22 protein-coding genes are annotated in these 24,718 nt (G+C 68.8%); 7 read left to right on the top strand and 15 right to left on the bottom strand.

Annotation, left to right across the window (positions count from 1 at the left end):
- Positions 1-18: 18 nt before the first annotated feature.
- The 3 genes from G1H10_RS34955 to rimP form a co-directional block, all read right to left on the bottom strand.
- Positions 19-315, bottom strand: coding sequence for a YlxR family protein (locus G1H10_RS34955; RefSeq protein ID WP_163735017.1), 297 nt, complete (start codon positions 313-315; stop codon positions 19-21).
- A gap of 95 nt (positions 316-410) precedes the next feature.
- Complete coding sequence (gene nusA / locus G1H10_RS07580; protein WP_163735013.1) at positions 411-1,415, bottom strand: transcription termination factor NusA; 1,005 nt, start codon at positions 1,413-1,415, stop codon at positions 411-413.
- 7 nt (positions 1,416-1,422) lie between these two features.
- A complete protein-coding gene (gene rimP / locus G1H10_RS07575) occupies positions 1,423-1,914 on the bottom strand; it encodes a ribosome maturation factor RimP (RefSeq protein ID WP_163735009.1) in 492 nt (163 codons plus the stop codon).
- Positions 1,915-2,110: 196 nt separating this feature from the next.
- Between rimP and G1H10_RS07570 the strand changes: the two genes are divergently transcribed.
- Positions 2,111-2,665 (top strand): hypothetical protein, encoded by a 555-nt coding sequence (locus G1H10_RS07570; RefSeq protein ID WP_163735006.1) that lies wholly within the window; start codon positions 2,111-2,113, stop codon positions 2,663-2,665.
- Positions 2,662-3,153, top strand: a complete 492-nt coding sequence (locus tag G1H10_RS07565) for a ferritin-like domain-containing protein (protein WP_216853010.1) — start codon at positions 2,662-2,664, stop codon at positions 3,151-3,153. The genes G1H10_RS07570 and G1H10_RS07565 overlap by 4 nt, the downstream gene beginning before the upstream one ends.
- A 4-nt stretch (positions 3,154-3,157) precedes the next feature.
- Here G1H10_RS07565 and sthA read toward each other — a convergent pair whose 3' ends face one another.
- From sthA to G1H10_RS07505, 12 genes are all read right to left on the bottom strand, one after another.
- Positions 3,158-4,576: a Si-specific NAD(P)(+) transhydrogenase gene (gene sthA / locus G1H10_RS07560; RefSeq protein ID WP_163735003.1), complete on the bottom strand. Its 1,419-nt coding sequence runs from the start codon at positions 4,574-4,576 to the stop codon at positions 3,158-3,160.
- Between the two features lie 100 nt (positions 4,577-4,676).
- On the bottom strand, positions 4,677-5,705 hold the full coding sequence (locus tag G1H10_RS07555) for a DMT family transporter (protein ID WP_163735000.1): 1,029 nt from the start codon (positions 5,703-5,705) through the stop codon (positions 4,677-4,679).
- A gap of 350 nt (positions 5,706-6,055) precedes the next feature.
- Positions 6,056-6,448: a VOC family protein gene (locus G1H10_RS07550; RefSeq protein ID WP_163734998.1), complete on the bottom strand. Its 393-nt coding sequence runs from the start codon at positions 6,446-6,448 to the stop codon at positions 6,056-6,058.
- A 63-nt stretch (positions 6,449-6,511) separates the two neighbouring features.
- Positions 6,512-7,360: a helix-turn-helix domain-containing protein gene (locus tag G1H10_RS07545; protein WP_163734996.1), complete on the bottom strand. Its 849-nt coding sequence runs from the start codon at positions 7,358-7,360 to the stop codon at positions 6,512-6,514.
- A 44-nt stretch (positions 7,361-7,404) separates the two neighbouring features.
- A complete protein-coding gene (locus G1H10_RS07540) occupies positions 7,405-8,109 on the bottom strand; it encodes a phosphotransferase family protein (protein ID WP_163734993.1) in 705 nt (234 codons plus the stop codon).
- 32 nt (positions 8,110-8,141) lie between these two features.
- Positions 8,142-9,899 (bottom strand): proline--tRNA ligase, encoded by a 1,758-nt coding sequence (locus G1H10_RS07535; protein WP_216853009.1) that lies wholly within the window; start codon positions 9,897-9,899, stop codon positions 8,142-8,144.
- 235 nt (positions 9,900-10,134) lie between these two features.
- Complete coding sequence (locus G1H10_RS07530) at positions 10,135-11,355, bottom strand: CapA family protein (RefSeq protein WP_216853008.1); 1,221 nt, start codon at positions 11,353-11,355, stop codon at positions 10,135-10,137.
- A gap of 160 nt (positions 11,356-11,515) precedes the next feature.
- Positions 11,516-12,349: a GNAT family N-acetyltransferase gene (locus G1H10_RS07525; protein ID WP_163735379.1), complete on the bottom strand. Its 834-nt coding sequence runs from the start codon at positions 12,347-12,349 to the stop codon at positions 11,516-11,518.
- 325 nt (positions 12,350-12,674) lie between these two features.
- Positions 12,675-13,823 (bottom strand): flavodoxin-dependent (E)-4-hydroxy-3-methylbut-2-enyl-diphosphate synthase, encoded by a 1,149-nt coding sequence (ispG, locus tag G1H10_RS07520; RefSeq protein ID WP_163734985.1) that lies wholly within the window; start codon positions 13,821-13,823, stop codon positions 12,675-12,677.
- A 23-nt stretch (positions 13,824-13,846) separates the two neighbouring features.
- Positions 13,847-15,163 (bottom strand): M50 family metallopeptidase, encoded by a 1,317-nt coding sequence (locus G1H10_RS07515; RefSeq protein WP_216853006.1) that lies wholly within the window; start codon positions 15,161-15,163, stop codon positions 13,847-13,849.
- A gap of 86 nt (positions 15,164-15,249) precedes the next feature.
- Positions 15,250-16,479: a 1-deoxy-D-xylulose-5-phosphate reductoisomerase gene (gene dxr, locus G1H10_RS07510; protein WP_163735373.1), complete on the bottom strand. Its 1,230-nt coding sequence runs from the start codon at positions 16,477-16,479 to the stop codon at positions 15,250-15,252.
- Between the two features lie 110 nt (positions 16,480-16,589).
- Positions 16,590-17,879 carry a Bcr/CflA family multidrug efflux MFS transporter gene (locus tag G1H10_RS07505; protein ID WP_163734982.1) on the bottom strand — a complete coding sequence of 430 codons (1,290 nt, stop codon included), beginning with the start codon at positions 17,877-17,879 and terminating at the stop codon, positions 16,590-16,592.
- A 664-nt stretch (positions 17,880-18,543) separates the two neighbouring features.
- On the opposite strand from G1H10_RS07505, the gene G1H10_RS07500 reads away from it, so the two are divergent.
- From G1H10_RS07500 to G1H10_RS07480, 5 genes are all read left to right on the top strand, one after another.
- Positions 18,544-20,451, top strand: a complete 1,908-nt coding sequence (locus G1H10_RS07500) for an ABC transporter substrate-binding protein (RefSeq protein WP_163734978.1) — start codon at positions 18,544-18,546, stop codon at positions 20,449-20,451.
- A gap of 37 nt (positions 20,452-20,488) precedes the next feature.
- Positions 20,489-21,589, top strand: coding sequence for an ABC transporter permease (locus G1H10_RS07495; protein WP_163734975.1), 1,101 nt, complete (start codon positions 20,489-20,491; stop codon positions 21,587-21,589).
- Positions 21,586-22,536 (top strand): ABC transporter permease, encoded by a 951-nt coding sequence (locus tag G1H10_RS07490; protein ID WP_216853005.1) that lies wholly within the window; start codon positions 21,586-21,588, stop codon positions 22,534-22,536. The genes G1H10_RS07495 and G1H10_RS07490 overlap by 4 nt, the downstream gene beginning before the upstream one ends.
- A gap of 10 nt (positions 22,537-22,546) precedes the next feature.
- Complete coding sequence (locus G1H10_RS07485; protein WP_216853004.1) at positions 22,547-23,515, top strand: ABC transporter ATP-binding protein; 969 nt, start codon at positions 22,547-22,549, stop codon at positions 23,513-23,515.
- A gap of 95 nt (positions 23,516-23,610) precedes the next feature.
- On the top strand, positions 23,611-24,633 hold the full coding sequence (locus G1H10_RS07480) for an ABC transporter ATP-binding protein (protein ID WP_376778580.1): 1,023 nt from the start codon (positions 23,611-23,613) through the stop codon (positions 24,631-24,633).
- Positions 24,634-24,718 lie beyond the last annotated feature (85 nt).

Genomic DNA, 24,718 nt, shown 5'->3' with positions numbered 1-24,718 from the left:
TCGGTCTCAGAGCCCTTGTCAGGCTCGCTCCACTGCTTCCAGCCATCGCCGGACCAGCGTAACGTCCAGCGGCCCGCCCCGGCGAAACGACCGAGTGAAGGCCCGCCGGCGTTCGGCGGCGTCCAGACATCCCGTGCTGGGGTGAATGTAGGCACCTCGCCCGGGACGCTTTCCGTCGGGGTCGGGCACCAGTCCCATGTCTGGACCGGAACCTTCGACGACGACTCGAAGCAGTGCGGATTTCTCCGCGCGTGAACGGCAACCCACACAAGTACGTATAGGAACCCGTCGACGCGCGCGGTCTTCCGCCGTCATAGTTTACCGTCTACCTCGCCTGTTCATGAAGCCCGGCCCGTCACACCCGCGAAACCGCCCCCGGCCGACCAGCCGTCGCCGGACGTCTCTACAGGTCAGGCATCCTCGGGCCGCATGGTCGTGACCGATTCCTCCGGCTGCGTGTCAGGCCGGATGTCGATCCGCCACCCGGTGAGCCGCGCAGCCAGCCGTGCGTTCTGACCTTCGCGGCCGATCGCCAGCGAGAGTTGGAAATCCGGGACGATCACACGCGCTGTCTTGGCGAACTCGTCGACGATCTCCACGCTCTGCACCCGGGCCGGCGACAGCGCGTGCGCGACAAGCTCAGCCGGATCCTCAGACCAGTCGACGATGTCGATCTTCTCACCGTTCAGCTCGGTCATCACCGAGCGGACCCGGGCACCCATCGGACCGATACACGCGCCCTTGGCGTTGAGGCCCGGCACCTTCGAGTGGACGGCGATCTTGCTTCGATGCCCCGCCTCGCGGGCGATCGCGGCGATCTCCACCGAACCGTCGGCGATCTCCGGCACCTCGAGCGCGAAGAGCTTCTTGACCAGGTTCGGGTGGGTGCGGGACACGGTCACGGTCGGTCCGCGGAAGCCCTTACGCACCTGCAGCACATAACAGCGCAGCCGGCTGCCGTGCTCGTACTTCTCCCCCGGTACCTGCTCGGCCGCCGGCAACGTGGCCTCGAGACGCCCCAGGTCCACCTGGACCGTCCGCGGGTCCGTGCCCTGCTGGATGGTCCCCGAGACGATGTCCCCCTCTTTCGCCTGGAACTCGCCGTACGTGGCCTCGTCCTCCGCGTCCCGGATGCGCTGCAGGATCTCCTGCTTGGCGGTGGTCGCCGCGATCCGGCCGAAGCCCTCCGGCGTGTCGTCCCACTCCCGTACGACGTTTCCTTCGTCGTCGAACTCCTGAGCCCAGACCGTCACATGCCCCGACTGCCGGTCGAGCACCACGCGCGCCCGCGGCTGGGACTCACTGGTGCGCTGGTAGGCCAGCAGGAGTGCACGCTCGATGGCCTCCACGACCCGGTCGAACGGAATGTCCTTCTCCCGCTCGAGCGCACGCAGCAATGCAAGATCGATGTCCATGTCAAGCTCACCCCGTCTCCGCGTCGTCGGCGTCCGCGTCATCGCCACGGTTGAACTCGACCTGCACGCGTGCCTTCGCAACCTGACCATAGGCGATGTCCCGGGCGGCACCGTCGACGTCCAGCACGACCGAGGTCTCTCCGGCGTCCGCGACGCGCCCGGTCACGCTGCCTCCCTCGGTCAGCGTGACCTTGACCAGCCGTCCCTCGGCTCGCGACCAGTGCCGCGGCAGGGTCAGCGGCCGGGAGACGCCGGGCGAGCTCACTTCCAGGGTGTAGGGCGCGTCGCCCATCACGTCCGACTCGTCAAGCGCCTCGGAAATCTGGCGAGAGGCCTCCGCGCATCGGTCAAGGTCGACCCCGCCGTCGGCGTCCACGACGATCTGCAGCCGGCTCCGGCGCCCGGCCTGGGAGACCCTGAGCTCTTCGAGATCCAGCCCTTCCCGCTCGACCACGGGCTCAACGATCCGCTGTAGGAGGCCACGATCTGCCGGACTCACACGCACCCTCCTCACTCTCAAGTTTTCTGGCGCGAACCGCGCCGGTCATCTGGTGCTTTCCAACGATACATGTAGGACCCAGGTGAGGAGTGAGGGAACACCGGTGGTGTCGCGGCGACGACGCCACACCGCGCCACCCACGGGACCCGTGCCACCCGCCACTGATCCGGAATGGGCGGAAAGTTAAAGTTCCCCAGTGAACGACAGCGCGCGCGTACGACGCCGGCCCGTGCTGCTGGCCGCCGCAGCTGCGCCCCTGCTCGGTGCGACACTCACCGGCTGCTCCAGCGACACCATCGGCAAACGCCTCGGTGACGACCGCGCGGACGCGGATCCGGACGCCGGCGTCCGTTGGCGGGCGGTCCGCACCGAGGAGCGGCTGCTCGCCGTGCATATCGCCACGGTCAGCCGGCATGATCGGCTGCGGGACCGGATCGCGCCCTTCGCCGAGCACCACCGTCGTCACCTCGAGGCGCTGCTCGACGACGGGCCGCTGCCGTTCTTGCTCCGCCCGGAGATCGATCCGAGCAGCGCCGACGACGTGTTCGAGCTGAGCGTCGGCACGCTGGAGCTGCCCGACGTCGCCTCCGCGGCAGCCGGCGCGCTCGCGGCGCTCGTCGATGCCGAGCGGTCCGCATCGGAAGCGCATCTGGCGAGCTGCCTGCGCGCGGCCGGGCCTGATCTCGCGGCGCTCCTGTCGTCGATCGCCGCCGCGGAGGCCACCCACGAGACCGCTCTGGAGCGCGCATGAATGCGGGCACGACACCACCAGGCATGACGCCACCGGACACGCCTGCGCCGGACGGCGAACCCGACCCGGCCGATACGGTGCTGGCCGCTGTCCAAGCGGCCCTGGCCGGCGAACATGCCTGCGTGTACGGGTACGGCGTCGTCGGTGCGTTCCTCGACGGCGACGAGCAGGCGGCGGCGCAGCGCGCCCTGGAGACGCACGAGGCGCAGCGCGACGCGCTATACGACCAGGTCGTCGCGCTGGAGGCCAGTCCCGAGGCGGCACTGCCGTCGTACGCGCTTCCGTTCCAGGTGGACGACGCGTCGTCGGCCCGGGAACTCGCCGCCGTGCTGGAGGAACGGCTCGCTGCCGTCTACGTCGATCTGGTCGCCACCGCGTCAGCCGAGGAGCTGCGCTCACTCGCCGCCGACTCGGTGATCGCGGCCGCCCGGGCACGACTGCGCTGGACGGACGACATCCCGGCGTTCCCCGGCCTGGACGGCCGTTGACCCGTCACATGTCGAAGCGATCCAGCGCCCGCAGCTTGTTCGTCGCGTCGAGCGCGGCCACCTTGTACGCCTCGGACAGGGTGGGAAAGTTGAACACGGTGTCCACCAGATAGTCGACGGTCCCGCCGCAGCCCATCACCGCCTGGCCGACATGGACCAGGTCCGCGGCACCCGTGCCGAAGACGTGCACGCCGAGCAGCTGCCGCGTCGACGGGGAGACCAGCAGCTTGAGCATCCCGTACGAGTCGCCCTCGATCTGGCCGCGCGCCAGCTCCCGGTACCGCGAGACGCCGACCTCGTAGGGCACCGATTCTCCAGTGAGCTCCTCCTCCGTGCGGCCGCAGAAGGAGATCTCCGGGATGGTGTAGATGCCGAACGGCTGGATGGCGCGGAGCTCGTTCGCCGGCTCACCGAACGCGTGCAAGGACGCCAGCCGTCCCTGCTCCATGCTGGTGGCCGCAAGCGCCGGAAAACCGATCACGTCGCCGACCGCGAAGATGTGCGGCACATCGGTGCGGTACTGTCCGTCGACCGAGATCCGGCCACGATCGTCGGCGCTGAGCCCCGCCTTCTCCAGCCCCAGCCGATCGGTGACGCCCTGCCGGCCGGCCGAGTACATGACCGTCTGTGCCGGGATCCGTTTCCCGCTGGCCAGCGTCGTCACCGTGCCGTTCCGTCCGACCTCGACCTTCTCCACATCTTCACCGAACCGGAACGTCACCGACAGGTCCCGCAGGTGGAACTTGAGCGACTCGACCACCTCCGGGTCGCAGAAGTCCAGCATCCGGGGTCGCCGTTCGACGACGGTCACCCGGGAGCCGAGAGCGGCGAACATCGAGGCGTACTCGATCCCGATGACGCCGGCCCCGACCACCACCATCGATTCCGGGATGCGCTCCAGGGAGAGGATGCCGTCGGAGTCGATCACCCGGCCGTCGTCGAACTCGACCTGCGGCGGCCGCGCCGGACGGGTGCCGGTCGCGATGACGATGTTCGCCGCCGTGACCTGGCGCCGCTCGCCGCCGCCTTCGATGCCGACGGTGTGCGGGTCGAGGAACCGCCCGGTGCCGATGATGAGCTCCACGTGGTTGCGCAGCAGCTGCGCCCGGACCACCTCGATCTCCCGGCCGATCACGTGCTGCGTGCGAGCCATCAGATCGTGGATGGTGATGTCCTGCTTGACCCGGTACGACTGCCCGTAGACCTCGCGCATCGACAGGCCCGTGAGGTACAGAACCGCTTCACGCAGCGTCTTGGACGGGATGGTCCCGGTGTGTGCGCTGACCCCGCCGACCATGTCCCGTCGTTCCACGACGCAGACGCGTTTGCCGAGCTTCGCGGCGCTGATCGCGGCCTTCTGCCCGCCCGGTCCGGACCCGATCACCAGCAGGTCGTAGTCGTACTCCGCCTCGCCCAACGTCACTTCCCTACCGTCACCCGCACCACGAGCTGGAGCGTCTTGGGTCTAAGCGTGGCGCACTCGGCCCGCGCCGCCAACCCGTCGACGGATATCGTGACGATATTCACGGCCCGTTGAATCCGCTCGTGCCCGGCGACGACGCGACCATCAGGGCGGTGCCGATCAGCACGGCGCCGGCCACGCCGAACGCACCCAGCCGCTCGCCCAGCAACACGATGCCCAGAACGGCCGCGGTGAGTGGCTCCAGCAACGACATCAGCACCGCTGTCCCGGCCGTGACGCCATGCAGCCCGACGAAGTACGACACGTAGGCGATCGCCGTCGGGACCAGACCGAGGTACAGAACCAGCGCGATCGTCTCCGCACGGACGACGATCACGACGTCACCGGCCAGCGCGGCCAGCGCGAACGTGATCGCACCCCCGGCGCAGAACGCGATGCCGACCGTGGACAATGCGGTCAGCCCGGCCACGGGACGGGCCGCGAGCATGGTGATAGCGGCGAAACCGGCCGCCGACGCCAGCGCGCACAGGCCTCCGGCCACCGCGGAACTCGAGCTGTCTCCGCCCGGCACCCCCACGAGCAGCGCCAGTCCGGACGTCGCGATCGCGATGGCCACGATGGCCCGCCGGGCAGGCCGCCGTCCGGCGATGACACTCTCGGCGACGACGACCATGATGGGGGCCGCCCCGAGGGTCAGCAGTGTCGCCAGTCCCACGGAACTCAACTCGATGGCGGCGAAGTACCAGTTCTGGTACCACGCCGTGATCAGGCCGACGGTGAGCAGCCGTCGCACGCCGCGCCGGCCGGGACGCAACGTACGCAGCCGCCCCGTCAGCAGCATCCAGCCGACGATGAGCACACCGCCGACGGCCAGCCGGTAACCGGCGACCGTGGTGGATCCGACGTCGGCGACGTCCCCGAGCGCGGACCCGGCCACACCGCCCGTGCCCCACAAGACGCCGGCCGCCACGACAGCGGGGAGACCGCCTCGCTCCTGGGCTGCGGGCGCCGTTCCATACCCGGCCGCGGGCGCCGTTCCATACCCGGCCGCGGGCGTCGCTCGGTACCCGGCCGCACGACCGTCGGCGCCGGCCGATCCGCCCGCGCCGCACTCCGAAATGCCTTCCATGTGCACAACTCCTGCGATGACGTGAAGGACATGAACGATCGCGGGAGCGGGACGCGGCGCCACACATCGACGTCTGGCTCGGCGACGCACGCACGACGGCGGCTACGCGGAGGGTGAGGTGATGACCGGCATCAGGCCGGCAAGGAGTGAAGACGCGCCCCGCTCAGGGGTCGCGCACGACGGCACCCGCACATCCGTGCGGGCACCGCAGATCCGCGCGACCCGTCAGGCGCGCGGCGGAGGAGTGATCGGGAAGAGCCGGTGCACGAGCACCACGATACGGCACGGCGGGCCGGATGGGCTGATCATGATAGATCGGCGGGGCGGACGCCCACCGGTCTTTCACCCACTCATGCCGGGCCGGGGCGGTACGTCCCGAACGCCCACACGTTTCCCTCGGGATCGCGGACGGCGAAGTCACGGGAGCCGTACTCCTGATCGGTCGGCTCCATCACGATCTCCGCACCGGCGGCGACGGCCCGGGCGTGGTGCGCGTCGATGTCGTCCACCGCGACGTACACGCAGGACGGCGTGATGTCGAACAACGGGTCACCGACGCCGACGGTGCCGAAGCCGATCATGTCGCCGTCGTAGCTCATCTCCGCATGCACGATCTGGCCGTCCTGCTCATGCACCTGTTCCTCGGTGAATCCGAAAGCCTCGGTGAGGAAACGCAGAGCCGCGCGGGGGTCGCGATAGCGGAGACTCGGAAAGATCGACTGCCGACGTGTTGTGTCGTTCATGCGATCACGGTAGGCGAACCCCGGAGACCATGGCTTGGACAAATGTCACCTCGGCCCGCGCGATCAGGCGCGTTCCGCGATCAGCTCCGACGGCGTGCAGCCGGCCATCGCCCGCACATCCCGCACCAGATGGCTGTGGTCGGCGTAGCCGCATTCGGCCGCGACCTCACTGATCGACCGGGAGCCGTCGAGCAGCGTCGTGGCGCGCGCGAACCGCAACACCCGGGCGGCCGGCTTCGGTCCGAGCCCGACATACCGGCGGAACCGCTGACCGAGATGCTTCCGGCTCCACCCGACCTCATCGGCCAGCGCACCGACGGAGACCCGGCCGTCGCTCCGCAGCAGCTGCGACCAGCACCAGGCGATGGCCGGGTCCACGACTCTGGCGGACGCAGCGCGGCGCAGCAGGAAACCGTCGGCGATGTCGAACCGAGCCGGCCAGTCCGGCGCGGAGACCAGCTTGTCCACCAGCCTCGGTCCGTCGACGCCGAGGACGTCATCGAGTTCGGGCGCTCCCCCGCGGATCTCATCCCCGGTGAGACCGAGCAACCGGTAGGCGCCGAGTGGCGTCAGGTTGATCTGCAGCCCACGCTGCGAGCCGACGTACTCCGTAATCGCGTGCGCATCGTCAAAGCCCGCGACGAACGACGTCAGCCGCACCGGCGGCACGCTGAGACGGCCATCCGTCTGAACCTGGAGGGTGTCGCCGAAGCTGACGATGACCGGCACCTGCGCACGCGGCACCTCCCTTCGACGCACCGAGCGGATCGCCCGCTCGGCGTAGCCCGTGTAGCCCACCACGTCGGCGGCGAGCGCCGGATGCGGGGCGCATGTGGCGAGCGCCCACGACGCGTCAGGAGCCTCGTGCCGCGCGGTCGTCACGCCACGTGCCCACGGATCCACGTTCACCATGCCAGTCTGACGCCCACCACCACCGAGCGTCCACGCCGCAGCGGCTACTCAACCCATGCGGTCGTGCGTTCGAGCCGCTGCCGCCACAGCTGCACACCCGCGCCGTCGGCATCCCACCGGTGGCACATCTGAAGCAGTTCCCGGCACCGTTCGACCATGGCGTCCTGGCGTCGGCTCCACGCTGGACGCGTGCCGTACGCCTGGAAGAACTCGTCGAGGGCGTCAACGTGCGCGGGATGGTGCATGCGAACGATCCACTCGCACCATGCCGCGTCCTCGACCGCGTCGCCGCCGTGCACCCACTCCCAGTCCAACACCGCCGTCACCGCCACCCGCGCCGGGTCGAGCAACACGTTGTTCGGGCCGAAATCGCCGTGGACCAGTACCGTCCCGGTACACGGGCCGAGATCCGGTGCCACCGCCGCCACATCGATCTCCTGGATCCCGCGGAGCAGGGCACCACAGGCGCGCAGGACCGCGCCGGCTTCGCCGGCGTCGATCAGCTCCTGGCCGTGTATACCCGCAACGTGCCGCATCCGCAGCTCGCCCTCGTCACCGTCGCTGTTCAGTACGTCGGGCACCGGCAGGCGGCAGCGGAGGGCGCGCAGGGCTGTCCGCTCGCGCCGGGCACGGTCGGCCGCATCCGGCCCTTCATACCGTTTGACGACGACGTCGCCGTCGCCCCGCGTGTGGTTGGTGTACCCATGCGGCAGCGACTCCCCGTGATCATCAACCGTGAGACCGGTCATGGTGTGGCCAACGATTGATGATCACGGGCGGGTCAGGAGTCGCGGAGAAGTGAGCGCAGGTGCGCGACCACGTTGGCGAGCGGAACCTCGGTCCGCTCCCCCGAACGACGGTCCTTCACCTCCACGACGCCGTCGGCCAGGCCACGCCCGACGACGACGATGGTCGGCACCCCGATCAACTCCGAGTCCTTGAACTTCACGCCCGGGCTCACACCGCGACGGTCGTCGTAGAGCACCGACACGCCGGAGCGCTCCATCTCATCGACCAACTCGTCGGCGGCGGTGAAGACCGTCTCATCCTTGCCGGTGGCGACCACGTGGACGTCGGCGGGCGAGACCTCGCGCGGCCAGATGATGCCGTCGCCGTCATGAGAGTTCTCCACGATCGCCGCCACCGCACGGGAGACACCGATGCCGTACGAGCCCATCGTCGGCGTCACCAGCCTGCCGCTTTCGTCCTGGACCTGCAGGCCGAGCGCCTCCGAGTACTTCCGGCCGAGCTGGAAGATGTGTCCCAGCTCGAGGCCACGCGCCAGCTCAAGCGGCCCGGACCCGTCCGGTGCCGGGTCTCCCGCACGCACCTCGGCCGCCTCGATTGTGCCGTCCGGCGTGAAGTCCCGGCCGGTGACCAGGTCGAGGACGTGCTTGCCGGACTGGTCGGCGCCGGTCACCCAGCGGGTTCCTTCGACGACGCGCGGATCCACCAGGTACCGGATGCCGGACGCGTTCTTCTCCCCCAGCACGCCCGGGCCGATATAGCCCTTGGCCAGCATCGGGAAGGCCTCGAAATCGGCATCGGTGAAGGCCTCGAGCTCGGCCGGCTCCACCTGTGCCTGCAGCCGCTTCTCGTCCACGTCCCGGTCGCCGGGCACCCCGACCGCCAGCGGCTCCCGTGTGCCATCCGGTTGCCGGAGCATGACCAGCACGTTCTTCAGCGTGTCGGCAGCCGTCCAGTCGCCGTCCTGGCGCGGGAAGTGCTCGTTCAGGTGATTGACGAGGGTCTCGATGGTCGGAGTGTCCGGTGTGTCCTCCACGTGCGCGGCCGGCGCGTCGTCGTACGGCACCGGCGGCGGAGCCGGAGTGACGACGGCCTCGACGTTGGCCGCATAGCCGCCCGGGGACCGGACGTACGTGTCCTCGCCGCTGGTCGCGTTGGCGAGGAACTCCTCGCTGGCCGAGCCGCCCATCGCCCCCGACATCGCGGCCACGATCCTGTAGTCGAGCCCGAGCCGGTCGAAGATCTTGATGTAGGCCTCGCGGTGCGCGTCGTAGGAGCGCTTGAACGCCTCGTCGTCGACGTCGAAGGAGTACGAGTCCTTCATCACGAACTCACGGCCACGCAGGATACCGGCGCGCGGACGAGCCTCGTCACGGTACTTGTGCTGGATCTGATACAGCGACAGCGGCAGGTCCTTGTACGAGGAGTAGAGATCCTTCACCAGCAGGGTGAACATCTCCTCATGCGTCGGACCGAGCAGGTAGTCACCCTCCCTGCGGTCCTTCAGCCGGAAGAGGTTCGGACCGTACTCCTCCCACCGGTTGGTCGCCTCGTACGGCTCCCGCGGAAGCAGCGCCGGGAAGTGCACCTCCTGCGCGCCGATCGCGTCCATCTCCTCGCGGACGATCTCCTCGACGTTGCGCAGCACCCGGTATCCCAGCGGCAGCCAGCTGTAGATGCCGGGCGCGGCGCGCCGGACGTACCCGGCGCGGACCAGCAGCTTGTGGCTGATCACCTCGGCATCGACAGGATCCTCCCGCAGGGTACGGAGGAACAGGGTCGACATGCGCATGACCACGGGGTGCACTCCTGTTGGTAGCGGATTCCAGCCTCGAGCCCATCCGGGCTCGACGGTACCGACAGTATCGCTCGCGACTCGCCCGCGTCACAGGGATTAACCCGTGGCGCACCGTCGGCACCGACCCGACGAGGATAGTCGTCGCCGGGTCCGCCGCATCACCCGCGTCCCGCCAACCCGGCCGCACCTGCTCGGCCGCGCGTACCCGGCCGCGCCCACTCGCTCGCACCTATTCGCCGGCGCCGATCATGGTCAGGCCGTCGTCCGCGCCACCCCGGCTCTCCACCACCTCGACGGTGCGTTCCAGCGCGCGCTCCAACCGCGACTCACTCGCCGTTCCGGTGGCGCCGCTGTCCAATGCCGCCGGCACATGCAGCACCTCCACCGGAGGCGTATAGGTCTGGTAGAGCGGAAGGTATTCCGCCGCGGTGGTGCTGAACGTTCCGCTGGCCAGGTCCTCGGTGAAGGTGAACCGTGTCAGCAGTCCCTCCGACTTCGGACCTTCCGGCTCGGCATGGTTGGCCATCAGGTTGCCCATCCCGTAGACGACCCATTCCCCGTCGATCTGCTCGAGCGGCTGCACCACATGCGCGTGATGCCCGAGCAGCAGATCGATCTCCGGAGCTTCGATCAGCCGCGGCGCCAGCTCGAGCTGCTGTTCGTTCGGTTCGTGAACGTACTCGTTGCCCCAGTGCAGTGCGGCGATGACGACCTCCGCGCCGTCCTCGCGGGCGGCCGCCGCCTCGGCAAGAATCGTGTCCTCGTCGATCTCGTTGCCGCGCCACTCGTCGCCGTCGGGATATGGGATGCCGTTGAACCCATACGTGTATGACAACAACCCGACCTGTACCGGCCCGTCCGGCGTGTCGACGCTGATCACTGTCGGCCGTCGGCCCTCGTCTTTGGTCCGCGCGGAGCCGGCGTGCGCCATGCCGGCACGATCCAGCGTGTCCAGGGTCCGCTCGATCCCCTCCGCACCCTGATCGAACGTGTGGTTGGAGGCTGTCGTGCAGGCGTCGTATCCCGTCTCGGCCAGCGCGGGCACAATCTGCGGCGGACCGGAGAAATACGGGTAACCCTGATACGGCCCGTCCTCCGGGGCCAGCGGGACCTCCAGGTGACAGATCGCCAGGCCGGCCTCCTCCACCACCGGCGTGATGTTCGCCAGTTGCGGCGCGAAGTTCCACGTCCCGTCGTCGTCGGCATCCCGCTCGGCCTGCGCCCACAGCCGTTCATGCAGCAGGATGTCGCCGGTGGCGACCACGGTGAACTCGCGCGGCTCAGGGTCCGGGGTAGGCGTCGGCGTCTGGGTGAAGGTCGGTTCCGGGTTGCTCATCACCGGCGGGTTCGTCGTGGTGGACTGCGACTCGGGCTCACCCTCGCCGGCGCATGCCGTCAACGTCAGCGCCCCACCGACGACCATCGACACAAGAAGCCCCGCCCGACTCACAGGGCCAGTCTGCACAGAGTCCGCCCGGACGCGCTACCCGGCGGCGTTGGAGATTTCGCTCACCGCACGCCGAGTCGGCAGCCGCGCGGTGGTGCGAAACCACGTCACCGACGCCCGGCATGATCGGCTGTGACCTGTGGCGTCGCCGACAGGTGGTCGGTCAGAACATGACCGTGGCGAAACGCCCCACGTCGAAGAATCCGACCCGCCGATACGTTTCGACGGCGGCACGGTTGTAATCGTTCACGTAGAGCGAGACGGAAGGCGCGATCTCTTGCAGCGCACACGTCACCACTGCTGCGACGCCGCCGACGGCCAGCCCTTCGCCGCGACGCTCCGGCCGGACCCAGACGCCCTGGATCTGGCAGGCCTTCGGGGTGACCGCGCCGATCTCCGCCTTGAACACCACTTCGCCGTTCTCGAACCGGGCGAAGGCGCGGCCGGCACGCACCAGTTCGGTGAGGCGAGCGCGGTAATACGCGCCGCCGTCGCTGCCGTTCGGCGAGACCCCGACCTCCTCGGTGAACATGGCCACCGCGGCCGGATGCAGAATGTCCACCTCATCCGGGCGGACCCGGCGCACCAGCGAGTCGGCCGGCACCGTCGGCGTCTGCGACATCGCCATCACCGGCTGCGAAGCACGCACCTCCCGCGCCGGTCCCCACTCCGGGCGCAGCAGGTCCCACATGGTCAGCACGGCGTCGGCCGGGCCGACCAACGACGAACAGCGCCGGCCACGCCGCGCCGCCATGTCGGCGAAGGTGCGGGCGGCCGCCGGTGTGGCGTGTACCGGAATGACGTTCGCGCCGGCATAGCAGCAGGACAGTAGCTCGCCGCTCTCGTAGTAGCCCCAGAGCTCGCCGCCGAGACGACCCGGTGCGAGCTTGGACGCATGGACCCGCGCGCCGACGAAGACATCCACCACAGGATTGCGGTCCACCAGGCGGCTCACTGTCGGGAAGTCCTCGGGGCCGAGCACGCGCACCGCGGCCATGCTGTCGAGCACCGAGATCGACCCCCTTTCCGGCCGTCCCCTTGGCCTGGCCGCGCCTCACCGCGTCACGATCCGGCAGCCGGTTATCCGGGCCGTGCCGGGCGACGCGCGTACGTTTCTGCGAACAAGTGAAGCAGCTCTACCGCGTACTTGCACACATTCCGCGCAAGAACGCGGTCCTGCGCGCCCCCGCCATCTCCTTCCACCGAGGCTTTGCAATGCACACATATACGCACCGGGTGAGGTGTTGCGTATATGTGTGCATTGCAAAGGCACTCCGGGCGTTGTCCTTCGCCGGATGCGCGCGCCGACCAGGGCCGTCAGATCAGCCGACCGTAACGGTGGGCTCGCCCTCCGCGTCGCCCTCCATGCTCTCCGCGATCCGCATGGCCTCCTCGATCAGCGTCTCCACGATCTCGGACTCCGGGACGGTCTTGATGACCTCGCCCTTGACGAAGATCTGTCCCTTGCCGTTGCCCGAGGCCACGCCGAGGTCCGCCTCCCGCGCCTCGCCCGGGCCGTTCACCACGCAACCCATGACGGCGACGCGCAGCGGCACCTCCATGCCTTCCAGCCCAGCGGTCACCCGGTCCGCCAGCGAGTAGACGTCCACCTGCGCGCGACCGCAGGACGGGCAGGAGACGATCTCCAGCTTGCGTTCACGGAGGTTGAGCGACTGCAGAATCTGGATGCCGACCTTGACCTCTTCGACCGGCGGCGCCGACAGCGAAACCCGAATGGTGTCGCCGATCCCTCTGGACAGCAGCGTCCCGAACGCCACCGCCGACTTGATCGTGCCCTGAAAGGCCGGCCCCGCCTCAGTCACGCCCAGATGCAGCGGCCAGTCGCCACGCTCGGCCAGCAGCTCGTACGCCTGCACCATCACCACCGGGTCGTGATGCTTGACCGAGATCTTGAAGTCGTGGAAGTCGTGCTCCTCGAACAGCGACGCCTCCCACACCGCGGACTCGACCAGCGCCTCCGCCGTGGGTTTGCCGTACTTCTCCAGCAGCCGGGGGTCCAGCGAGCCGGCGTTCACCCCGATCCGCAGCGAGACCCCGGCGTCCTTGGCGGCCTTGGCGATCTCGCCGACCTTGTCGTCGAACTTCTTGATGTTCCCGGGATTGACCCGCACGCCCGCACATCCGGCGTCGATCGCAGCGAAGACGTACTTCGGCTGGAAGTGGATGTCGGCGATCACCGGGATCTGCGACTTCTGCGCGATGGCCGGCAACGCCTCGGCGTCGTCCGCGCTCGGAACGGCCACCCGCACGATGTCGCAGCCGGACGCGGTCAGCTCCGCGATCTGCTGCAGCGTGGCGTTGATGTCCGTCGTCGGCGTCGTCGTCATCGATTGCACGCTGACCGGAGCGTCGCCGCCGACGTCGACCTTGCCGACCTTGATCTTGCGCGACTTGCGCCGCTCCGCCAGCACGGGCGGCGGCATACCAGGCATACCCAACGAAATGCTCATCGTCTCGATTGTCCCACTTCAGCTCAGCCGAACAGACGTATCGGATTCACGATATCCGCGTAGATCAGCAAGACCGCCATGCCGATCAGCACAAACGCCACGCCATACGCGACCGGCAGCGCCTTCGCGACATCCACCGGCCGAGGCGCCGGCCGCCGGGTCACCTTGGCGAACGCACGTTTGATGCCCTCCCAGATCGCACCCGCCGCGTGCCCGCCGTCCAGCGGCAACAGCGGCACCAGGTTGAAGATGGCGATCGCCATGTTGAAGGTGGCCAGCAGCATCACGAATGTCATGATCCGCTCGGCGCCCGCAAGCTCGGAGACGATCTCACCCCCGATGCGACCCGCCCCGACGATGCTCACCGGGGTGTCCGCCTCGCGCTCCCCGCCGCCGAACGCCGCGTCCCAGACGTTGACCATCCGCTCCGGGATGTTCGCCATCGCGTCCAGCATGCGAGTGATGAACTCGCCGCTCCACCCGACGACGCCGACGACGTCTTCCTTCTCATACCCGTCGATGATCGGGCTGACGCCGAGGAAACCCACCTCCGAGTACTGCGGATCGTCGACGGTGCTGTCCTCGGTGTGCCGCTCCGCCATGATGAGGTCCGGCGTCAGCGTGACCTGCTCGCCGTCCCGGACGACGCCGAGCTGCACCTGACCGGCTCCGGCGGCGCGGATCTCGGCGGACACCTGCTCCCAGGACTCCACCGGCGTGCCGTTGAACGACACGATCTCGTCGCCGGGCTGGACACCGGCGGCCGCCGCCGGCGCCGGCTGATCGTCCGGCTGACACTCCAGGCGCTCCTCGGAGGCCGGGATGACACACTCGCTGACCTGGCTGACGGTTGGCGCCAGCACCGGCTTCTCCGGGTTGCCGAACGTCATCAGCACGCCGCCGGCCAGCAGCAACGCCAGCACCACATTCATGGCCGGACCGCCGAGCATGACGATCAGCTTCTTCCACCAGGCCTTGCGGTAGAAGACACGATCCTCGTCACCCGGCTGGATCTCCTCCTTCACGCCGCGCCGCGCGTCCTCGACCAGCGCCTGGAACGGGCCGGTGCTGGCTTTGCGCAGCCGCGACGGGTCGCCGCCCGGCTCCGGTGGAAACATCCCGATCATCCGGATGAACCCACCGAGCGGCACGGCCTTGAAGCCGTACTCGGTCTCGCCCCGTTTCCGTGACCACACGGTCCGGCCGAAGCCCACCATGTACTGGGTGACCTTGATGCCGAACAGCTTGGCCGGGACGAGGTGCCCGATCTCGTGCAGCGCGATGGAGACCATCAGCCCCACGAAGAACAGCAGGATCCCGGCGATGACGAGCAGGTCCACCTACCGCCTCACCTTCGCTCGCCCCGTGCCGCGCCCCGGAGTCGCCGCGTGGACGCCGGCCGGGACCGACGCGATCTGGCCTAGGCTCACTGATGTCCTTCCGATGCGCTGATGATCTCCTGGGCACGGGCGCGCGCCCACCGCTCCGCGTCGAGAACGTCTTCGACGCTTGTGACGTTCCCTCCAGAATACTCGCTGAGCACGGCCGCAACGGTATCGACGATGCCGGTGAACGCCAACCGATGATCATGAAAGGCGTCGACGCATTCCTCGTTCGCGGCGTTGTAGACCGCAGGTGCGGTGCCGCCTCGATCGGCCGCATCCCGCGCCAGCGCGACGGCCGGGAACGCCTCGTCGTCGAGCGGGTAGAACTCCCAGCTGGAGGCGGTGCTCCAGTCGCAGGCGGGTGCGACGTCGGGCAGCCGATCCGGCCAGGACAGCCCCAGCCCAATGGCCAGGCGCATGTCCGGCGGGCTGGCCTGCGCCAGGGTGGATCCGTCGACGAACTCCACCATGGAGTGGACGATCGACTGCGGATGCACCACCACCTCGATCGCATCGATCGGCACGTCGAACAGCAGATGTGCCTCGATCACCTCCAGGCCCTTGTTGACCAGGGTGGCGGAGTTGGTGGTGATCACGCGACCCATGTTCCACGTCGGGTGGGCCAGCGCCTGCTCCGGGGTGACCTTCGCCAGCTCCTCCCGGCTGCGGCCGCGGAACGGTCCGCCGCTGGCGGTGACGATGAGGCGCCGGACCTCGTCCCGGCGGCCACCGCGCAGGCTCTGCGCGAGCGCGCTGTGTTCGCTGTCCACCGGGACGATCTGGCCGGGCGCTGCCGCCGCCTTGACCAGCGGACCTCCGGCGATCAGCGACTCCTTGTTCGCCAACGCCAGCGTCCGGCCCGCCTCCAGCGCGGCCAGCGTCGGCGCCAGCCCGATCGACCCGGTGATGCCGTTGAGGACCACGTCGCATGGCATCGCCGCCAGCTGCGTCGCCGCGTCCGGCCCGGTGAGAATCTTCGGCAGCGCGTAGTCGCCGGAGCTGTAGCCGCGCTGCTGCGCCTCGGCGTAGAAGGCGAGCAGCAGATCCTCCGTGACACCGGCGCGCGCGACCGCCACGACCTCGACGCCCAGCTCCAGTGCCTGCGCGGCCAGCGCCGCCGGATCCGAACCGCCCGCGGACAGCCCGGTGACCCGGAACCGGTCCGGGTTGCGCCGCACCACGTCGATCGCCTGCGTCCCGATGGAGCCGGTGGAACCGAGGATGATCACGTCACGGCTATGCCCGGCGGCGTCTGCGCTCACGCCATCCATTCTCCACTCCGGCCCACCCAGCCGTTTCCACCCCGGCCCCTCCCAGCTCCGTCGATGATTGCCGAGGATCAGTGGGGTGATCACCACAGCGATCCCCGGCGAAACGGCCGCTACCGCCGGCCGCGCGCCGCCTGGCCCGTCCTACCATCCGACGGATCCGTTCCGGCCGGAGACGGCTCCAGCTCCATCGTCGCCGCCGGCTGCTCTCCCGCCGACGTCTGGTACGGGTTCACCAGCCGACCTGGCCGCACGACGACGAAGACGACCAGGACCGCCAGCATGGCCATGGCCGCCATCACGCCCGCCATCGGGGCGGCCGAGCCGGCGTCGAAAGCACCGACCACGGGTGCGATCACCGCGCCCAGGCCGAAATTCATCGAGCCGAGGAGCGACGCGGCCGTCCCCGCCGACCGGCCGTGCTCGGCCAGCGCGAGCGCAGGGATGTTCGGCAACGTGAACCCGATGGTGGCCAGCATGAAGACGAGTGGCACCGCCACGCCGGGCAGCCCGAACGTCCCGGTGGCGGCCATCGCGAACATCACCAGGCAGATGGCCGCGGCCGCCGGCACAGCGACGGCGAGCACCCGTTGCGGTCCGAACCGGCGCACCGCTCTCGGGTTGATCTGTGTCGCGGTGATCAGCCCGACCGAGTTGACGCCGAACATCACCGCGAACTGTTGCTCGGAGAGGCCATAGACGTCCTGAAACACGAACGAGGAGCCCGACACGTAGGCGAACAACGCCGCCATCATCAGCCCGCCGGTGAGCATGAGCCCGACGAACGTGCGGTCCCGCAGGATCGGCCCGTACGCCCGGACGCTCTCCCGCATCCCGCCATGGCGGTTCTCCGGCGGGAGCGTCTCGCGCAGACCGATCACGACGACGGCGATGAGCGCAGCACCGACGAGCGCCAGCGTCCAGAAGACCCCGCGCCACGTGGTGAACCGCAGAACCTGGCCGCCGAGCGTCGGCGCGAGAACCGGCGCGACGCCCATGACCAGCATGAGCCGCGACAGCATGCGGACGGCGGGCAGGCCTGTGTACATATCCCGCACCACCGCCATGGAGACGACGGCTCCGGCTGCCGCCGCCATCCCCTGGAGCACGCGCAGCGCGCCGAGTGCGGCCACGTTCGGGGCGACGGCGCACAGGACCGAGGCGACGACGTGCAGGACGACGGCCGCGATGAGCGGCCGCCGGCGGCCGAGGCGGTCCGACGTCGGCCCGATGATGAGCTGGCCGAGCGCTACGCCGATGAGCGTGCCGGTGAGGGTCAGCTGGACGAACGATTCGGAGGCTGCGAGGTCGGAAGAGATGGACGGGAAGGCCGGCAGGTACATGTCGATGGTCAGCGGAGGAAGCGCGGTCAGCGCACCCAGAACCAGTACCGTGCGGAGCATCGCACCACGGCCGGGCGACTGCGGCGGGGGTGGGTTCAGCGAACGGTTGGTCTCTTCCGACTGACGGACGTGTGCCGGCATGGACGCACAGCCCTCTCTGCGATGACGACGACGCGGGGGCGCGGGTCACGGCAACGCCGGCATGAACCTGCCAGGAACAATCCTCTCAGACGGACCTGACAAAGGCCATTCGCCCGCGACGCTACCGGGTAGCCTGGTCACCTACGCGCCTGCCGCACACCCGTCGAGCGGCCCTTGACCGACGGCACACAGGTCGTAGCACCGCCGTGATCCCGGGGGCCCAGCGAGCGTTCCCGTATCGCCGCCGATGGACGCTTGCACTTTGCGCACTCACGTGACATGTCGCCAACATCCCACGGACATTGTGGCCATGTTTTGCAGATTATCCGCCAATTGAGACGCAATGCCGAATGATTTGCGGCCAGATCTCGATTCGATATAGAGCGCTGGCCGTTCCGCCGACGGAGAGGTCCAGACCATTGACGGGCCGATACGGCAGTGATAGTCATCCGTCCATAAACGTTCACTCCAGGCCTGTTGACCGGCCACAGACGACCGGCTGGCAGACTTACGCCCTCCGCACAGAGGACATCTAGACCACACGACGACAGGCACTCCTCGATCGAATGCGAGGTACGGCACCATGACCACCACTACACCACCACCGCGACGCTATCGGCGACTCGCGGCCGCCGCCGTCGCCCTGGCGCTCCCCGCGGCCGCCATTTCGGTGCCCGGCGCGCACGCGAGCGACGACGGATCGACCACGCTCGTCGTAGGCAAGGTGGGTCTGAACGACATCCCGCACATGAACCCGCTGGACTCGGGTTGGGTCGTGCAGGGCGAGTTCAACAACTTGATGTACGACCCGCTGATCCGCTGGGGCCAGGAGGACTATGTCCCGGCGCCCGGCCTCGCCGAGAGCTGGGAGGTCTCCGACGACGAGCTGACCTGGACCTACCACATCGACCCGGACGCCACCTGGTCCGACGGGCAGCCGGTCACGGCGAACGACGCCAAGTTCACGTTCGAGCTGCTGCAGACCAACGAGCTCTTCAACTCCCGGCACGGCGACCTCGTGGATCTGATGACCTCCATCGAGGCGCCCGACGAGCAGACTCTGGTGATCACCACCGAAGAGCCCAACGCCATCCTGAACCACATGAACAACATCCCCATCATGCCTGAGCACGTGTGGGGCGAGATGGAAAACCCGGACGAGTACACCGGGGAGCCGGGCCAGCCGACCTCGGGCCCGTTCGAGCTCGCCGAGTACAGCCCGGGCCAGCGCGTGGTGCTGACCGCCAACCCGGACTACTGGGACGGCCCCGTCGCCTACGACGAACTCATCTTCCAGAGCTATGAGACCACCGAGGCCGCCGTCCAGGCTCTGCAGCAGGGCGAGATCGACTTCCTGGACGGCCTCAACCCCGAACAGGCCGGTGCTCTGGAGCAGAACGAGGACATCACCGTCAGCGTCCAACCGAGCCGGCACCTGGAGAACATCAGCTTCAACATGGGGGCCCGGACCAAGGACGGCCAGGAGTTCGGCGACGGCCACCCGGCCCTCCAGGACCCCGCCGTGCGCCAGGCGATCCACCACGTCGTCGACAAGCAGCGCCTCGTCGACGTCATCCTGGACGGCAACGGGACGCCCGGCGTCAGCTGGGTCGCGCCGATTTTCACCGAGCACTTCTGGGACCCGGGCGAGGACGCCTTCGAGGTCAGTGCCGATGCCGGCAACCAGCTGCTGGACGACGCCGGCTACACCGAGCGGACCGACGCTGGGATCCGGATCGACCCGGAGAGCGGCGAGCCGCTGAGCTTCCGGCTCTTCTACCACTCGGACCGGCCCACCTACGCCGACATCCAGGACTTCCTCGTCGAATGGGTCGCTGAGCTGGACATCGAGCTGGAGCCGATCCCGATGGAGACGACGCCGCTCAACGAGGAGACCGACGCCGGCAACTACGACATCGCGTTCGGCGGCTGGAACTACGGCCCGGACCCGAGCCAGGACCTCGCCTACCTCACCTGCGACCGGCTGCCGGACGAGCCCGAGCCGACCGACCTCACCTTCGACTTCTACTGCAACGACGAGGTCGACGCGCTGTGGCTGCAGCAGCTGCAGGCAACCGACCCGGCGGAGCGGGCCGAGGCCGTCAAGGAGATCCAGCGGATCGTCTACCAGGACAGCCCGCAGATCATCCTGTACTACGACCACGCGATCGAGGCCTACTCCAACGACTGGACCGGATTCGGCATGCTGCCCTCCTCCGGTGGTGCGATTGCCAAGCAGCAGGCAGCCTACGGATACGCTCAGGCCGTCCCGGCCGACGCCGCGGACGAGTCGAGCGGTGACGACGAGGGTGACGCCGCCGGCGACGACGGCGGTGCGGGGGCCGACGGCGACGACGCGGCGGCTTCCTCCGACGATGACGGCGGTTCCAACACCGGCCTGATCGTCGGGATCGTCATCGCCGCTGTGGTCGTCATCGGCGGTGTCGTCTTCCTGATGCGCCGCAGGTCTACCGCGGAAGAGCGAGAGTAGCCGGCAACGCGACCACGCAAGGGACACGGCCTTCACGATGGGCAACCTCTCCACCACGCCGCCGTCGGTGTCGCCTTCGGGCGGCGCCGGCGGTGGCGACGACGCCGGCTATTCGGCCGGCACGACTCCGCCGGGCGGCGTGCATCGTTCCGCCGCCCGGCGAGAACTCTGGCGCTTCCTCGCCGGGCGGGTGTCCGGCGCGGTGGTCTCGATGCTCCTGGTGCTGCTCAGCGCCTTCTTCATCTTCCGCGTCATCGGAGGCGACCCGGTCCGGGCGGTGGGCGGGGACTCGCCGATGACCCCGGAGCAGCGCGCGGAGATCGAAGAGCGGCTCGGGCTCAACGAACCGCTCAGGGTCCAGTTCTGGGAGTACGTCAAGGATGTCTTCACCCTGGACTGGGGGCAGTCGTACGTCTCCAGCGCACAGGTGACCGACCTGATGTGGGACCGGCTGCCGAACACGCTGCTGCTCACCGGAACCGCCCTGATCCTGGCCGCGGGCCTGGGGGTCTGGATCGGCGCCCGGGCCGGCTGGAGGCAGGGCAGCACTTTTGAGAAGACCCAGGTCGGCATCTCGCTGACGCTGTGGTCGGCGCCGACCTTCTGGCTCGGCATGATCGTGATCATCGTCTTCTCGGTCCGGCTGGACCTGTTCCCGGTCAACGGCATGCGTTCCGCACGCGGCGGCGACCAGGATTTCCTGCCGGACCTGCTCGACGTGGCGCATCACCTCGTGCTCCCCGCCTGCACCATGGCCGCGGTGATCTACGCGCAGTATGTGCTGATCATGCGCTCGTCGATCCTGGAGGAGCGCGGTAACGACTACCTCACCGTCGCCAAGGCGAAGGGACTCCGCGACGACGTCGTCCGTCGGCGGCACGCGGTGCCGAACGCGTTGCTCCCGACCGTCACGCTGATCGCGCTGCAGTTCGGCGCGATCTTCAACGGTGCGCTGCTGACCGAGACGATCTTCAGCTGGCCCGGCCTCGGTCTGCTGTTCTACCAGGCGATCAAGATCCCGGACATCCCGCTGCTGCAGGTGTTGTTCATCTTCTTCGCAGGTACGACGATCCTCGCCAACATGCTGGCGGACATCATCTACCGCTTCCTCGACCCGCGAGTGCGGAGGTCAGCATGAGGACCGAACCGCAACCAGGCAGCATGAGCGGTAGCACCAACGTCACGACCGAGCTGAAGTCGCCACGGTCGATCGTGTGGGCGCGGCGACGCGCGTCGCTGGCGGACTTCTGGCGGTTGTACCGGCGCCAACGCGCCGGCATGGTCGGGCTGGCGATCCTCGTCGTCATCACGCTGCTGACCGTGCTGGCGCCGTGGTACACGGACGAGAGCGAGCTCAACGCGGCGAATGCGCCCGGCGGACGGATGGAGTCACCGAGCACCGAGTTCTGGTTCGGCACCGATCAGATCGGGCGTCCGATACTGACCATGGTGATCTGGGGAGCGCGCGTCTCGCTGCAGGTCGGGCTCGTCGCCGCGGTGCTGGCCGTGACGCTCGGCACCGTGATCGGCATGGCCGCCGCGCACTTCGGCGGCTGGATCTCATGGGCGCTGATGCGGCTGACGGACTGGTTCATCGTGCTGCCCAGCCTGGTGCTGGCGATCGCGCTGGTCATCGCGCTCGGCCCGAGCAAGCTGACGATCATCATCGCGATCGCGCTCACGTCATGGGCCGGTACCGCCAGGCTGGTCCGGGCCCAGACGATGGCGATCGAGGGACGACCGTACCTGGAGCGGGCGCGGGCGCTCGGCGCCGGTAACTGGCACCAGATGACCCGGCACGTGCTGCCGAATCTGATGCCGCTGGTTCTGGCCAGTGCCACGCTGCAGGTCTCCAGCGCGATCCTCGCCGAGGCGTCGCTGTCCTTCCTCGGCCTCGGGGATCCGAGCGCGTTCTCCTGGGGTGGCATCCTGGAACGGGCCTTCGACGCCGGGGCCATCTCGGCAGGCGCATGGTGGTACATGCTCCCGCCCGGGCTCGCGATCCTGTTGGTGGTGCTCGCCTTCACCCTGTGTGGGCGGGCGATGGAGGTCGTGCTCAACCCGCGGCTGCGAGGCAACCAGTGAGAGGAAGGCCGTGACTCCGGTACTGGAAATCGATGATCTGCGGATCACCTACCGCGGGTCTCGTGGTGAGGTGCCCGCGGTGCGCGGCATCTCGATGAGCCTGGAGCCGGGAGACACGCTCGGACTCGCGGGTGAGTCCGGCTGCGGCAAGTCCACCGTCGCCGGAGCCATCCTGCGCCTGCTTCCGCGCGAGACGCAGGTGACCGGCCGGATCGTGCTCGACGGTGACGACGTGCTCACCATGTCTTTCGGCAAGCTCCGTGCGGTGCGCTGGGCCGGCGCGTCGATCGTCTTCCAGGGCGCGATGCACTCGTTGAACCCGGTGCATCGGATAGCCCGTCAGATCGCCGAGCCGATCGTCCTACACGAAGGTCTCTCCTCGGATGCCGCCGAAAAGCGCGCCGTCGAGTTGATGGCCCAGGTCGGCCTGCCGGCCTGGCGCGCGAGCAGTTACCCGCACCAGCTCTCCGGCGGTCAGCGCCAGCGGGTCATGATCGCGATGGCGCTGGCGTGCTCACCACAGTTGATCATCGCCGACGAGGCGACCACCGCGCTGGACGTGATGATCCAGGCCCAGGTGCTGGCGCTGATCAAGCGGTTGGTCGCGGAGCGGAACATCGCCCTGGTCATGATCAGCCACGACCTGTCCGTTCTGGCGGACACCTGTGATCGGCTGGCCGTCATGTACGCCGGCAAGCTGGTGGAGGACGGGCCGTCACACGAGGTCTTCGCCGCGGCTCGGCACCCGTACGCACAGGCGTTGTCGGCAGCGTTCCCGACCGTCGGCGATCCGGCCGAGCGACGCAATCCGCACGGCCTGGCCGGTGACCCGCCCGACCCGTCGAACCTGCCCACGGGCTGTTCGTTCCACCCGCGCTGCCCGGTGGTGCGAGACGATTGCGCCTCCACCAGCGTCGAGCTGCGCCGCGCGCGCGACGACTGGCGGGCCGCGTGTCTGCGCGTCGAGGAGGTCGCATGAGCGGCGACGGGACGAGTGCGCAGAGCGGCCGACGCAGCGAGGAACGAGCGCAGTCGTCCGCGGAGCAAACGAGGAGCGGAGCGCGACCGGACAACATGAGCGACACACGGAACGGAGCGCGTACGGGCACCATGAATCATGATGCGAAACCGCTGCTGAGCGCACGCGACCTCGCGGTCCGGTTCAACGCCCCCGGCGGGCGGGTCGCACGCGCGGTGGACGGCGTGGACATCGATCTGGCTCCGGGCGAGATCCTGGCCTTGGCCGGCGAGTCCGGCTGCGGCAAGACGACGTTGGCGCGCACGCTGCTGGGGCTGGAGCGGCCGAGCGAGGGAACGGTTGCCTTCGGCGGCAGCCCGCTGCGCTATTCCACCAGGGCGTTGAAGGCATATCGCCGGGCCGTGCAGTTGGTCCTGCAGGACCCGTCCGGCGCGTTGAACCCTCGGCACACCGTCTACGACGCCGTCGCCGAAGGCCTGCGGATCCACGGCATCCATGACAATGAACGTGAGCGGGTCGCCGATGCGCTCTCCCGAGCCGGTCTCCGCCCGCCGGAGAAGTTCTTCCTCACCTACCCGCACGAGCTCTCCGGTGGCCAGCGGCAGCGCGTCGTCATCGCGGGCGCGCTGGTTCTGGAGCCGCAGGTCATCATCGCTGACGAGCCGGTGGCGTCGCTCGACGCGTCGGTCCGCGGCGAGATCCTCGCGCTGCTGCTGCGGCTGCGTGACGAGCTAGGGCTGGCCGCCATCGTCGTCACCCATGATCTGGGGCTGGCGTGGAACATCGCGGACCGGATCGCGGTGATGTATCTCGGGCGGATCGTCGAAGAAGGGCCGGTGGACCGGGTGCTCACCGAACCGCGGCATCCGTACACCCAGGCGCTGGTGTCGGTGCTGCCGAACTCACCGTTGCCCGAGCCCGTCGTACTCACCGGCGAGCCGCCCGACGCCACCGCCGTCCCCGGCGGCTGCCGGTTCCACCCGCGCTGCCAGGTGCTGGCCGGCGGGCTGGCCGAGCAGGCCGGCGTCGACGACGAATGCCGCCGGAGCGACGTCGCCCTCGGCACCGACCACATCGCCTGCCATTACGCCCGCACCATGTCCACCGCCACGACCTAAATGATCATGTGAAGTGGGTTTTCTCGTGCCGTAACAGGTCTGCAGGCATGGGGGTGCGCGAGAAAACCCACTTCACATGATCATT

This window comes from Phytoactinopolyspora halotolerans (genome assembly GCF_010550675.1).
Lineage (GTDB): Bacteria > Actinomycetota > Actinomycetes > Jiangellales > Jiangellaceae > Phytoactinopolyspora > Phytoactinopolyspora halotolerans.
This window is presented reverse-complemented; position numbering and strand designations above follow the sequence as displayed.